The organism is Novosphingobium sp. (assembly GCF_036820275.1).
Taxonomy (GTDB): Bacteria; Pseudomonadota; Alphaproteobacteria; order Sphingomonadales; family Sphingomonadaceae; genus Novosphingobium.
In genome coordinates this window covers 77,310-90,485 of record NZ_DAISLT010000006.1, presented here as the reverse complement: position 1 = coordinate 90,485, position 13,176 = coordinate 77,310, and the positions used below count along the sequence as shown (strand labels likewise).

At 65.1% G+C, this 13,176-nt stretch carries 12 protein-coding genes; 7 read left to right on the top strand and 5 right to left on the bottom strand.

The genetic code is table 11. From position 1 onward, the window contains the following. Window positions 1-4 precede the first annotated feature (4 nt). The 3 genes from V7066_RS06915 to ettA all read right to left on the bottom strand — a co-directional run bounded on the left by V7066_RS06915 (window position 5) and on the right by ettA (window position 3,794). A complete protein-coding gene (locus V7066_RS06915; RefSeq protein ID WP_334182335.1) occupies window positions 5-667 on the bottom strand; it encodes a prolyl hydroxylase family protein in 663 nt (220 codons plus the stop codon). Window positions 668-820: 153 nt separating this feature from the next. Continuing rightward, a complete protein-coding gene (locus V7066_RS06910; protein ID WP_334182334.1) occupies window positions 821-1,900 on the bottom strand; it encodes an RcnB family protein in 1,080 nt (359 codons plus the stop codon). 220 nt (window positions 1,901-2,120) lie between these two features. Beyond that, the gene (ettA, locus tag V7066_RS06905; protein WP_334182333.1) at window positions 2,121-3,794 is read right to left on the bottom strand and encodes an energy-dependent translational throttle protein EttA; all 1,674 of its coding nucleotides are present in this window, start codon (window positions 3,792-3,794) and stop codon (window positions 2,121-2,123) included. A 465-nt stretch (window positions 3,795-4,259) separates the two neighbouring features. Between ettA and V7066_RS06900 the strand changes: the two genes are divergently transcribed. Then, on the top strand, window positions 4,260-4,727 hold the full coding sequence (locus V7066_RS06900) for a GNAT family N-acetyltransferase (protein ID WP_334182332.1): 468 nt from the start codon (window positions 4,260-4,262) through the stop codon (window positions 4,725-4,727). A 91-nt stretch (window positions 4,728-4,818) separates the two neighbouring features. Next, window positions 4,819-6,207 (top strand): M28 family peptidase, encoded by a 1,389-nt coding sequence (locus tag V7066_RS06895; protein ID WP_334182331.1) that lies wholly within the window; start codon window positions 4,819-4,821, stop codon window positions 6,205-6,207. A 169-nt stretch (window positions 6,208-6,376) separates the two neighbouring features. On the opposite strand, the gene V7066_RS06890 is transcribed toward V7066_RS06895, so the two are convergent. Continuing rightward, a complete protein-coding gene (locus V7066_RS06890; RefSeq protein ID WP_334182330.1) occupies window positions 6,377-7,258 on the bottom strand; it encodes an HpcH/HpaI aldolase/citrate lyase family protein in 882 nt (293 codons plus the stop codon). Window positions 7,259-7,765: 507 nt separating this feature from the next. Here V7066_RS06890 and V7066_RS06885 point away from each other — a divergent pair. The 5 genes from V7066_RS06885 (at window position 7,766) to V7066_RS06865 (ending at window position 12,211) form a co-directional block, all read left to right on the top strand. Further along, window positions 7,766-7,996 (top strand): biotin/lipoyl-containing protein, encoded by a 231-nt coding sequence (locus V7066_RS06885; RefSeq protein ID WP_334182329.1) that lies wholly within the window; start codon window positions 7,766-7,768, stop codon window positions 7,994-7,996. Between the two features lie 74 nt (window positions 7,997-8,070). Beyond that, window positions 8,071-8,613, top strand: a complete 543-nt coding sequence (locus tag V7066_RS06880) for a peroxiredoxin (protein ID WP_334182328.1) — start codon at window positions 8,071-8,073, stop codon at window positions 8,611-8,613. 160 nt (window positions 8,614-8,773) lie between these two features. Next, on the top strand, window positions 8,774-9,901 hold the full coding sequence (gene prfB / locus V7066_RS06875) for a peptide chain release factor 2 (protein ID WP_334182327.1): 1,128 nt from the start codon (window positions 8,774-8,776) through the stop codon (window positions 9,899-9,901). Window positions 9,902-10,003: 102 nt separating this feature from the next. Next, window positions 10,004-10,729, top strand: coding sequence for a class I SAM-dependent methyltransferase (locus V7066_RS06870; protein ID WP_334182326.1), 726 nt, complete (start codon window positions 10,004-10,006; stop codon window positions 10,727-10,729). A 75-nt stretch (window positions 10,730-10,804) separates the two neighbouring features. Continuing rightward, window positions 10,805-12,211: an NAD(P)H-dependent flavin oxidoreductase gene (locus tag V7066_RS06865; RefSeq protein ID WP_334182325.1), complete on the top strand. Its 1,407-nt coding sequence runs from the start codon at window positions 10,805-10,807 to the stop codon at window positions 12,209-12,211. A 72-nt stretch (window positions 12,212-12,283) separates the two neighbouring features. On the opposite strand, the gene V7066_RS06860 is transcribed toward V7066_RS06865, so the two are convergent. Next, window positions 12,284-13,147, bottom strand: a complete 864-nt coding sequence (locus V7066_RS06860; protein ID WP_334182324.1) for a GGDEF domain-containing protein — start codon at window positions 13,145-13,147, stop codon at window positions 12,284-12,286. Window positions 13,148-13,176: the final 29 nt, after the last annotated feature.

Here is a 13,176-nt window from a genome sequence, read left to right as displayed (position 1 = left end):
GAGCTTATTTCCAGGGTCTCGCTCGGAACCACTTCGTCGCCACATACTTGACCCCGCGCAGCACCGGCCGGGCCGCATGCATCGTCAGCGGGTTCGGTGAGCCGTCCGGCAGGGCGTTGTTCCAGATCAGCAGCGATCCGGCGGCAGGCACGACCTTGAGGTTGAGATGGACGAAATCGGTGGTGCCGCCTTCCTCCACGGCATTGAGATAGATCATCGCCGTCCAGCTGCGCTGCCCGCCGTTGCGGCTTTCGCGGCGCCAGTAGGGGGCCTGGGTGTCGAACCAGTCCCAGTGTTCGTGATAGTACTCGCCCCGGTTGTAGCGCTGGCCCTGCACGGATTCGCCGTGACCGGGAGCGATGCCGGTCAACGCGGCGAGCCGCTCGTCGAGCGCGTGGATCACGCCGTCATGCGGATCGACGTCGCCGGAGAAGCTGGTCCGGTATCCTTCCCAGTCCTTCTCCTCCACAAGGCGGGAGGGGCAGGCGACATCGTCGATCAGGCCGATGATGTGCCGGCAATGCGCGTCGCTGAGAAATGCAGGGGAGCTGTAGATTTCAGCGCCATCGACCGCGAGGCGGGCAAGCGCGGAGTTCTCCGCCAGGCGCTCGCGAACGCGGTTGCCCGTCCTTGCCAGAGCGTCGCAATCGGGATGGGCGGGTTTCATGCGGCCGAGACTAACCGCGCTTGAGCGGGGATCAATCGGACCAGGCTACGAAACTGTGGGCTACGAAACTGTGGTTGATCTTTCGGGTGATCTTCGGAAGCCGACGCGAAAAGCCCCCCGGATCGCGGGATCCGGGGGGCTTCGTTTGCGCAATTACCAGAAGAAGTCGTAGATCACGTCCACCACTTCGCCGGAGTAGACGTCCACCAGCAGCACGTCGTCGTAATAGCGGACCCAGCGATAGGGGCCGTAGACGGGCGGCAGGCGATATTCCCAGGGATCGTTGATCCAGTAGTTGCTGCCATAGAACAGCGAACCCAGCGAGAAGCCGATGCTCAGGCGGCGGTAGGAATAACCCCGGTACGGCGCGTAATAGCCGCCCATGCGGTAGACCGAACGGTTGCGGTCGCGATAGTGCTGCCAGTCGTAGCGATTGTCGCGGCGCCAGTCGCTGCGGTCCCAACGGCGGTTGTCGTTACCGGCCCAACGGCGATCGTCATTGCGGCGATCCCGGCCCCAGGCATTGCGGTCGGGGCGGTTGTCGTTGTTGTTCCAGCGACGGTCGTCACCGCGCCGATCGTCATTGGGGCGGACTTTGCCCCAGGCGTTCCGATCAGGGCGATTGTCGTTGTTGTTGTTCCAGCCGGGGCGCCCATCCGGACGATTGTCACCGGGGCGGACGTCGGGGCGATCCGGACGGTCTGGGCGATTGCCGGCGCTCCAGCGACGATCGTCATTGCCGCGAGAGCCCTGCCAGCCGCTCTGCGAGCCGTTATTCTGCCAGCGATTGCCGGACTTCCAGCTCGGCTGCCCCTGAGCAGGGCTACGGTCGGGGCGGTCATTGCCCCACGCGCGGCCGCCTTGCTGGGTGGGGGCGGGACGGCCCTGCTGCGGTTGCGCCTGAGGTTGTGGCCCCGGTTGTGGTCGCGATTGCGGCTGGGGGCGATCACCGCCGCCGCGCCAGGCAGAGGGGCGCTGCGCTCGCTCGGGCGCCTGTGGGCGCTGGACTTCGGGGCGGGCGACTTCGGTTCGCGGCTGCGGAGCAGGGCGGTTGGCGCCGCCATTCCCGCCTCGGCCTTCGCCGCGATCGCGCCCCTGACCCCAGGCGCGCTCCTGACGGGGCTCGGCCATGGCGGCGGTGGGAACGGCAAGTCCCGCGGCGGCAATGGCCATTGCGCCGAGCGCGGCGGCGGAAAGCAGCTTCTTCGCCTTCAGTGTATGTTCCTTTGTCATTTTCCGGTCTCCAAACCGGATTTCCCGCCCGGCGATGACGGTTCATCCTGGGTTTGTTTCTAGACGAAGCGCGCTGTCGGAATGGTGAACCGAGACAACGCCGATTGTTCAGATTTGGTTTGCCCTGAATGAACAAAGCCGCCGTCCAGTGGCCCGGACGGCGGCTTCGCTTGGCTCATCTGATCGGAAGGATCAGCGGGTCAGCTTCTTGCCCAGCGCGTCAGCGCGTCAGCTTTTTGTAGGCCAGACGGGTCGGACGGTCGGCCGCATCGCCAAGGCGGCGGCGCTTGTCTTCTTCGTAAGCCTCGAAGTTGCCTTCGAACCATTCGACGTGGCTGTTGCCTTCGAACGCCAGGATGTGAGTCGCCAGACGGTCGAGGAAGAAGCGGTCGTGGCTGATGACCACGGCGCAGCCTGCGAAGTTCTCGATGGCTTCTTCCAGCGCGCCCAGCGTTTCGACGTCAAGGTCGTTGGTCGGTTCGTCGAGCAGGAGGACGTTGCCACCCTCCTTCAGCATCTTGGCCATGTGGACGCGGTTGCGTTCACCGCCCGACAGCTTGCCGACGTTCTTCTGCTGGTCGGCGCCCTTGAAGTTGAACGCGCCGACATAGGCGCGGGTCGACATGTCGTGGCCGTTGACCTTCATGTAGTCGAGCCCGTCGGAGATTTCCTCCCAGACGTTCTTCTTGGGGTCGAGGTGATCGCGGCTCTGGTCCACGAAGCCCAGGTGCACGGTCGAACCGATGTCGATCGAACCCTCGTCCGGGGTTTCCTTGCCGGTGAGCATCTTGAACAGCGTGGACTTGCCGGCGCCGTTCGGGCCGATCACGCCGACGATGCCGCCCGGCGGCAGGATGAAGGACAGGTCCTCGAACAGCAGCTTGTCGCCGAAGGCCTTCGAGATGTTCTTCACCTCGATGACCTTGCCGCCCAGACGCTCAGGCACCTGGATGACGATCTGGGCCTTGCCGGGCTTGCGGCCGGCCTGGGCTTCCTGAAGCTGTTCGAACTTGCGGATACGCGCCTTCGACTTGGTCTGGCGGGCGGCGGGGGTCTGCCGCATCCACTCCAGCTCGTCCTTGAGCGCCTTCTGGCGGCCGGATTCCTCGCGGTCCTCCTGCTCCATGCGCTTGGCCTTCTTCTCCAGGTAGGTGGAGTAGTTGCCTTCGTAGGGGAAGTACTTTCCGCGGTCGAGTTCGAGGATCCAGTCCACCACGTGGTCGAGGAAGTAGCGGTCGTGGGTGATCATCAGCACCGCGCCCGCGTATTCCTTCAGGTGGTTTTCCAGCCATTCGACGGATTCGGCGTCGAGGTGGTTGGTCGGTTCGTCGAGCAGCAGGATCGACGGCTTCTGGATCAGCAGGCGGGTGAGCGCCACGCGGCGCTTTTCACCGCCGGACAGGCTTTCGACGGGCCAGTCGCCCGGCGGGCAGCGCAGTGCTTCCATCGCGATTTCGAGCTGGTTGTCGAGCGTCCAGCCGTCGACCGCGTCGATCTTGTCCTGTAGCTCGCTCATCTCGGCGCCGAGCGCTTCGAAATCGGCGTCTTCCTCGCCCATTTCCATGCCGATCTGGTTGAAGCGATCGACCATGTCGGCGGTCGCGCGGGCGCCGTCCTTGACGTTTTCGAGCACGGTCTTGGTCGGATCGAGTTCCGGTTCCTGCTCGAGGTAGCCGACGGTGATGTTCTCACCCGCCCAGGCTTCGCCGGTGTAATCGGTGTCGATGCCGGCCATGATCTTGATCAGGGTCGACTTGCCGACGCCGTTCGGGCCGACGATGCCGATCTTGGCACCCTGGTAGAACTGCAGGTTGATGTCGTTCAGCACCGGCTTCGGGGCGCCGGTGAAGGTCTTGGTCATGCCCTTCATGACGAAGGCGTATTGGGCAGCCATCGGTTTCCTCTGGAAATAGGATCTGGATCGGAAAAGTTGCCGCTCGCTCTACAGGTGCGAGGCCCGGTTGCCAAGGGTAGGGCCGGACGCTCCGAGAGTGTGACGCGCCGGTTGACACGAAAGGTCCGAAATGTGTCCGCTTGCCGGGTCTTCAGGCGATCGAAAGCGGGCGGGAACCGGGGAAGACTTCCATGCCGACAGGGACCGGGACGTGTGAACTTCGGCAAGGCGGAAATGTGAGCTGTTCGAACAGGGCACCGGCTTGCTCCATTTCAGGGCCATCTGAATTTCGGGGTCACACGATCTCGATCCTCTCAGAACCGGGCGGTGTAGGAAACCGCCGGGCTGGGACGCTCTTCACAAAAAGGGTTGATCGCTGCTGCGTCAGCGCCCAGTCGCCCAGCTACCCAGTCTCGGTGTGGCAAAATCTTGTGGCTGTAGCTGGATTTGAGGAACGACAAGACCATGAGCGACATCTCCATCAGGCTCGACGATCCCGCGGCGTCGCACGTTGCTCACCTTCTGGAGTATCACCTCCGCGAGTTGCAGGAGGTCATGGGGAACCATGCCTTCGCTCTCGATGCCAGCGGACTGTCGGATCCGAGTGTCAGCTTCTGGACGGCGTGGAACGGCGATACGCTCGCCGGTTTCGGAGCGCTCAAGGAACTGGATGCGTCGCGGGGTGAAGTGAAGTCCATGCGGGCGGCGCCCTCCGCGCGCGGGACCGGCGTGGGACGGGCCATGCTCGCGCATATCGTCGCGGAAGCACGGGCGAGGGGCTATGCGTGCCTGAACCTCGAGACCGGCACGGCGGCGCTGCATGTTCCGGCGATTTCGCTCTACCGGAGCGCCGGTTTCGTCTCGTGCGAGGCCTTTGCCGACTATCGGCCCAGCCCGCACAATCAGTTCATGCGGCTGGACCTTGTGTCCTGATCTCGCGCGGCCGACCAACCAGGGCCGTTCAATCACGCGGAAGGGGGACAGGCCGGTTGGCAGGAGCGACGGGGCGCGTTAGGCACCTGTCATGCAACGCAGATTCTCCCGCGCGGCGCTTCTCGCCGCCTCTCCGCTCCTCGCCGCCGTCCCGCTTCTGGCGGCTCCCGCACAGGCCACGCCGACCGAAGGTTCGGGCGTCGCCTGGGAGATCGTCGAAGGCCTGACCACCGAGATCGGTGCGCGCCTTGCCGGATCGCCCGAAGAAGGCCAGGCCCGCCTCTGGGCCGAGGCCAAGCTCAATGCACTGGGCTTCCAGAATGTGAAGATCGAGCCGTTCAAGACGCTCGCCTGGAAGCGCGGCGAAGAACGGGCGAAGCTGACCGCGCCTTACACGCAGGCGCTGGCGATCGCCGCGCTCGGCCTCTCGGCGCCGACACCCGCCAAGGGCATCCAGGCCGAGATGGTCTATTTCCCGACGCTCGATGCCCTCAAGGCTGCACCGGAAGGGTCGCTCAAGGGCAAGGTCGCCTTCGTGGACCACGCCATGCGCGCGGCGCAGGACGGTTCGGGATACGGCCCTTACGGCGACGTGCGCCGCCGCGGTCCCTCGATCGCCTCGCAGAAGGGCGCTTCGGCCATCGTCATCCGCTCGGCGGGTACGGACAACCACCGCAATCCGCATACCGGCGTCACCGTCTTCGCCAAGGATGTCGCCGCGATCCCGGCCGGGGCGGTCTCCAATCCGGATGCCGACCTGATCGCCCGCATCGCCAAGCGCGGCAAGCCGATGAAGATCGACCTCACCCTGCTCGGCAAGCCGTTCCCGGATGCGCCCTCGGGCAATGTGATCGCCGACCTGCCGGGCCGCGATCCCTCGCTGCCGAAGATCGTGCTCGCCTGCCATCTCGACTCCTGGGATCTGGCGACCGGCGCGATCGACGACGCTTCGGGCTGCGGCATCGTCACCGCCGCAGCACTGGCCGCGCAGAAGGACGGCAAGACCCTGCGCACGATCCGCGTGCTCTGGGCGGGCAACGAGGAAATGGGCGTCACCGGCGGCGGCAGCAAGGCCTATGCCGAGATGCACGGCAACGAACCCCACGCCGTGGCGATGGAGAGCGACTTCGGCGCCGACAAGGTCTGGCAGTTCCGCCTGACGCTGGCCGACAGCAACAAGGCCGTGGGCGAGAAGATCAAGGCGGCGCTCTGGCCGATGGGCATCGTCCATCACGACGGCGCGGCTACCGGCGGCGCGGATGTCTCGGGCATCATCGCCAAGCAGGAACTGGCGGTGGTCGACCTCGGGCAGGACGGCATGCACTACTTCGACCTGCACCACACGCCGGACGACACGCTCGACAAGGTCGATCCGGCCGCGCTCCAGCAGAATGTCGATGCCTGGACGGCGGTGCTGAAGGTCATCGCCAACGAACCCGGCGAGATCGCGCGGGTGCCCGGATCGAAGGGCGAAGGTTAAGAGAAAGAGCAGGGGGCCATCGCCCCCTGCACCCCCAAGACTGTCGAGGTCGTGACCTGCGCTATCCGTCGTGCGCTCATGGCTGCGCCGCAGGGAGCGCGCACCGGATAGGTAGCGCGCAAGGTAGACATTCCGAGGGTCTGGGGGATCATCCCCCAGGACTTCCCTCTTACTTCATCCCCTGAATCAGGCCGTGGATTTCGACCAGCCGCCGCGCCTGCTCCAGATGCAGCAGTTCGGTCATCTTGCCGTCGACGCGGATCGCGCCCTTGCCCTGGTTCTCGGGCAGCGTGAACGCCTCGATCACGCCATGCGCCCAGGCGAGGTCGGCCTCGCTCGGCGAGAAGACGGTGTTGCAGGGTTCGATCTGCGCGGGGTGGATCAGGCTCTTGCCGTCGAAGCCGAACATCAGCCCCTGGCGGGCTTCGGCCTCGAAAACGGCGAGGTCGCGGAACTCGTTGCAGACGCCGTCGAGGATGGTGAGGCCATGGGTGCGCGCGGCGGCGACCGCCATGGCAAGGAAGGGCAGGAACGGCGTGCGGCAGGGTGTGAGCTGGGCGCGCATTTCCTTGGCGAGGTCGTTGGTGCCGAGGATCCAAAGCGACAGCCGCGTGGTGCGGGCCATGGCGGCGAGCCGGGGCAGGTTGCCGACGCTCTCGCAGGTCTCGATCATCGTCCAGAGCTGCATGTTTTCGTGCGCGCCGGAGAGGGCGGCGTGATAGCGCGCGATATCCTCCGGCGTGCCGACCTTGGGCACGAGCACGGCATCGGCCCGCGAGGCGGCGATGGCGACGAGATCGGCCGCGCCCCATTCGGTATCGAGGCCGTTGGCGCGGATGGCGACCTGACGGTGGCCGAAGCCGCCTTCGGCAACGGCGGCGATGGCGGCGGCGCGGGCCTCTTCCTTGGCTTCGGGGGCTACCGCGTCTTCGAGGTCCAGCACGACCATGTCGCAAGGCAGGGTGCGCGCCTTGGCAATGGCTTTCGCGTTGGAGGCGGGAAGGTAAAGCGCGCTGCGGCGCGGGCGGTTGTCGTGCTCGGAGGCGGTCATGGTCGGGGGTTCCTCTCGGTTGCGTGAGGCATTGCGGAGAGGAAACGGCAGGTCAAGGCCGCGGGAACGGCGCCAGCTATTCGGCAAATAAATTGCGTTACGGCTTGCTACAGCGCTGTTGGGTAGTGCAAACGTTTGAGAAATCTTGTAGCAGCGCGCTGTCGTTATCGATCGTACCTCCTCCACGATCGATCGTGCGGGCCGTTTTCACGGCCCACGCTGCGACAGCCCTTACGGGTCGCATGCCGTCCCGCGACCGCTTCACGAATAGAAGCGGCGCGGGACGGTTTTCCCGTCAGGCAGCGGGTTCGAGGATTTTTTCCGGAATTCGATCGACAAGGCGGCCAATGTCGTGCGCGGGGATGGTCTCGACGAAGCCTGTCATATCGCCTGCGCGGATAGCGGGGCGTGCTGCTTGCCTGTCCTGCGCCTTTCGGTAGTCAGAATGGCGATCACGGCAGCGAGGAAGAACTCGCCAAGCCGATATTCCGGAGGACTGAAAGCACCATGACAGTTGAAGTTCTGCTCCCCAAGATCGGCTTCTCGATGCAAGAGGGCCAGGTGGCCGAATGGCTGGTGTCGGATGGTGGGACCGTCACTGAAGGCGAGCCGCTGTTCTCGCTCGAAGCCGACAAGTCCACCAACGAAGTCGAGGCGCCTGCTTCCGGAACCCTGCGGATCGTCGCTTCCGTTGGCGAGACTTACGAAGTGGGCACGGTGCTCGGTTATATCGACTAGGCGGTAGAGCAAGGTCGGGAAATCGGGGCGGGAAGGGGCTGGACAGTCCCTTTTCCCAGGTCCAGATTACCGGCATGCGCAAGATCCTGCCTGCCGCCGTAGCGGCACTCGCCCTCGCTCTTTCCGCCGGTGCCGCTCAGGCGGCCTTGCCGGTGGGCGCCAAGGCTCCGGCCTTCTCGACGCAGGGTGCCAAGGGCGGCAAGGTGATGTCCTTCGATCTCAAGTCGGCCTTGAAGAAGGGGCCGGTGGTGCTCTATTTCTACCCCAAGGCCTTTACGCAGGGGTGCACGCTGGAAGCCCACGCCTTTGCCGATGCGACCGATGATTTCGGCAAGTTCGGGGCGACGGTCGTGGGCATGTCGAACGACGACCTGCCGACGCTCCAGAAGTTCTCGACCGAAGCCTGCCGCGACAAGTTCGCCGTTGCCGTCGCCACGCCGGCGGTGATCAAGGCCTACGATGTCGCCCTGAAGCGCGAAGGCGCTCCGGCGGGCATGACCGATCGCACCAGCTATGTGATCGCGCAGGACGGGCGGATCACAATGGTCCATTCCGATCTCGATTACCGCGATCATGTCAAGCTGACGCTGGAAGCGGTGAAGAAGCTCAAGCATTGAGGCTGGCGGCAGGGCGGAGCGGGCACGTTCACTTCCTGCCTTGAACAAGCCCCCCATTGGCGCGTAAGAGCGCCCTTTCCCCGCGCGGTGCTCCGCGCGTGCTTTACATATGCCGTCGCTGCGCTATGCGCGCGCTGTCGCTTCTTGGGAGTTTCAAGTCATGCGTGCCGAAGGGCAGGCCCACATTGCGCGTATCGAGAAGGCCCTCGCGCTGGTCCGCAAGTTCCTCGACTGGGACCGCGCCCTGCGCCGGTTCGACGAGCTGAACGCGCGCGTCGAAGATCCCACGCTTTGGGACAAGCCCAAGGAAGCCGAAGCGGTGATGAAGGAACGTCGCCGTTTGGAAGCGTCCATCGGCGCCGTGAACGAGATCAGCCGCGAGATGCAGGACGCCGTCGAGTTCGTCGAACTGGGCGAGATGGAAGGCGACGAGGATACCATCAACGAAGGTATCGCCGCGCTTGCCGCGCTGGCCGAGCGTGCCGACCACGACAAGGTGACCGCGCTCCTTTCGGGCGAGGCCGATTCCAACGATACCTACCTCGAAGTCCACGCCGGTGCCGGCGGTACGGAGAGCCAGGACTGGGCCGAGATGCTCCAGCGCATGTACACGCGCTGGGCCGAGCGTCACGGCTACAAGGTCGAGCTGGTCGACTACCACGCCGGTGAAGCCGCGGGCATCAAGAGCTGCACCCTGCTGATCAAGGGCGAGAACGCCTACGGCTATGCCAAGACCGAGAGTGGCGTCCACCGCCTGGTCCGCATCAGTCCTTATGACAGCTCGGCGCGCCGCCACACCAGCTTCTCGTCGGTCTGGGTCTACCCGGTGATCGACGACAGCTTCGAGATCGACATCAACCCCTCGGACCTGAAGATCGATACCTATCGCGCTTCGGGTGCGGGCGGCCAGCACGTCAACACCACGGACTCGGCGGTGCGTATCACCCACGCGCCTTCGGGCATCGTCGTGGCCAGCCAGATCGACCGTTCGCAGCACAAGAACCGTGAAATCGCGATGGGCATGCTGAAGGCGCGCCTGTTCGAGGAAGAGATGCGCAAGCGTGAGGAAGCCGCCAGCGCCGAACACGCCAGCAAGAGCGACATCGGCTGGGGCCACCAGATCCGTTCCTACGTCCTTCAGCCCTATCAGCAGGTGAAGGACCTGCGCACCGGCGTGGTCTCCACCGCGCCGGGCGACGTGCTCGACGGCGCCCTCGATCCCTTCATGGCCGCCGCGCTCTCGCAGCGCGTGACGGGCGAGAAGGTCGAAGTGGAAGACGTCGACTGAACCCGTGAACGGCCCGCACCGGCATGACTTTGCCAAGTGCGGGCCGAACCGCTAAAGGGCCGCATGCGCTTGTCCTTCCGCCTTTCCTGTCGAGCTGCCGTAATGGCTTCGACGCTCGCTTTCGGGCTGACCCTTGGGGCCTGCCACCGCGAGCGGGTGGACGAATCGCGCCCTGAAAGCGTGCGGGCCTTCCCGGTGGCGGACCGTCCAGTCTCCAAGACGCCGGACGGCGCCGTCGGCACCGAAGTCCAGCGCGACAGCCTGAACGAAGCGCAAGTGGTCATGGATCTCGCGAAGATCGAGCCGGGCATGAGCGTGGCCGATCTCGGCGCGGGCGAGGGCTACTACACGGTGCGCCTGGCCCAGCGCGTCGGCGCCAAGGGCCGCGTGCTGGCCGAGGATATCGACCGCGAGGCGAACGAGCGACTGGGCAACCGCGTCATGCGTGAGGAGCTGGAGAACGTCTCCATCAAGCTCGGCACGCCGGACGATCCCAAGCTGCCGGAAGGCAGCTTCGACCGGGTGTTCCTGGTCCACATGTACCATGAAGTGACCGAGCCTTATGCCTTCCTGTGGCACTTGCGCCCGTCGCTGCGCGAGGGCGGCCGTGTCGTCGTGGTCGACGTCGATCGGGCCAGCGACAGCCACGGCATTCCGCCGCAACTGCTTTTCTGCGAATTTGCGTCCATGGGGTTCCGTCTGACGGAATTTGTCCGTAAGCCGGAGCTCCAGGGCTACTACGCACAGTTCGAGGTTGCCGGTCCAAGGCCGGAACCGGAAAACATCGTACCTTGCCGGATATCCGGCAACACCATGACGCAAAAGTAGTGCGTCAGTAGCACAGGGCGTATACAGGGCCGCTGAACCGGCGTGCCACGCGCCGGGGGAAAGACGAAAGAGAAGATGGGTTTCAAGGGTCTCAAGCCGATTGTCTATGGTGGACGCGAAGTCTGGCCGCTCGTCGAGGGCGGCAAGGGCGTTGCCGCGACCAACCACATGAGTTCGGGCGCCTGGGCGGCGGCGGGCGGCATCGGTACGGTCAGCGCCGTCAATGCCGACAGCTATGACGCCGAAGGCAAGATCGTCCCGCAGGTCTACAATGCCCTGACGCGCAAGGAGCGTCATCAGGAACTGATCGACTACGCCATCGACGGCGCGGTCGAACAGGTCCGCCGTGCCTACGAGATTTCGAACGGCAACGGCGCGATCAACATCAACGTCCTGTGGGAAATGGGCGGCGCCCAGACCATTCTCGAAGGCGTTCTGGAGCAGACCCGCGGCATGGTCACGGGCGTTACCTGCGGCGCGGGCATGCCCTACAAGCTGTCCGAGATCGCGGCGCGCTTCAATGTGAACTACCTGCCGATCGTCAGCTCGGGCCGCGCTTTCCGCGCGCTGTGGAAGCGTGCCTATCACAAGGTGCCCGATCTGTTGGGCGCGGTGGTCTATGAGGATCCGTGGCTGGCGGGCGGTCATAACGGCCTCTCGAACGCCGAAGATCCGCTCAAGCCGGAAGATCCCTATCCCCGCGTCAAGGCGCTGCGCGATACCATGCGCGCAGAAGGCATTGCCGACACCGTGCCGATCGTCATGGCCGGCGGCGTGTGGTTCCTGCGCGACTGGGAAAACTGGATCGACAACCCGGAACTGGGTTCGATCGCATTCCAGTACGGCACCCGCCCGCTGCTGACGCACGAAAGCCCGATCCCGCAGGCGTGGAAGGACCACCTCCGCACGCTCGAACCGGGCGACGTGCTGCTGCACCGCTTCTCGCCGACGGGCTTCTACTCCTCGGCCGTGCGCAACCCGTTCCTGCGCAACCTCGAAGCGCGTTCGGAGCGCCAGATTCCCTACTCCAAGGTTGAAGCAGGCGAGCATACCGTGCGCCTCGACGTCGGCGTAAAGGGCAAGAACTTCTGGGTGGCGCCCAAGGACCTCGACCGTGCGCGTGCATGGTCGGCGCAGGGCTTCACCGACGGCCTGCGCACGCCCGACGACACGATCATCTTCGTGAACCCGGCCGAGCGCGACGAGATCCGCAAGGACCAGGCCGACTGCATGGGCTGCCTGTCGCACTGCGGCTTCTCCTCGTGGAAGGACCACGACGACTACACCACCGGCCGTCTCGCCGATCCGCGCAGCTTCTGCATCCAGAAGACGCTCCAGGATATCGCCCATGGCGGTCCGATCGACGAGAACCTGATGTTCGCGGGCCATGCCGCCTACAAGTTCAAGCAGGACCCGTTCTACTCGAACGGCTTCACCCCGACGGTGAAGGAACTGGTCGATCGCATCCTGACCGGCGACTGATCGCTTCGGTCTTGCAGACACAGGAAAGGGCGGCCTTCGGGCCGCCCTTTTTCGTTCCCGGAGGAGGAAAGCCTATCCTGCCGCCTGCGGATCGCTGGCGGGAAGCGCGCGGCAGATGCGGTCGCGCCCGGATCGCTTGGCTTCGTAGAGCGCTTCGTCCGCGAGGTGCAGGGCCGCCTCGATATCCTCGCCGCTCCAGCAGCAAAGCCCGGCGGAGAAGGTGATCGGGCGCCCGTCCACCGTGCCGATCGGCTCCTCGCGCATGCGGGCGGCGATGCGGGAGAGGGTCCAGTCGGCCTCGTCCTCGATGCATTCATGGAACAGGATCGCGAATTCCTCGCCGCCCCAGCGCGCCACCATGTCGGCGCGGCGGATCTGCGAGGAGAGGCGGTCGGCGAAGGCGCAGAGCACCCGGTCGCCTTCGTCGTGGCCCAGTTTGTCGTTGACCTGCTTGAAGAAGTCGATGTCGACGATGGCGACGCAGCCGCGGCGCTGCTCGGCGGGCAGGGCGTCCAGCTTCTCCAGGAAGCCGCGGCGGTTGGCGACCCCGGTGAGGGGATCTTCCAGTGCGGCGATGGTGAGGTCCTCCATCTGCGCACGGGTAGCCGTGGCGGCGCGGTGGACACCGGCATAGAGCGTCTGGATGACGTCGCCCACCTCGGGAAGCGCGGTGCCGTCTTCCTCGCTGCGGTTGAGCGCATCGGCCAGGGCGTGGATCGGGTCCAGGAGGGCACCTATCCCGAACAGGGCCAGCGCGGTGCCGATCACCGTCGCCAAAGTCAGCAGGACGAATTCGAAAAGGGCTATTCGTCCCGTGGACAGCCCCCAGGCGCAGTAGCCGAGCAAGGGAAGGTGCGTGGCGACAAAGCAGAGGGCGAACAACCTCAGTCGCAGCGAACGCGGAAAGATGAAGGACGTCGCAAGATAGAACTGCATAGGCATCCCGGTTCCTATTGGATTTGCCG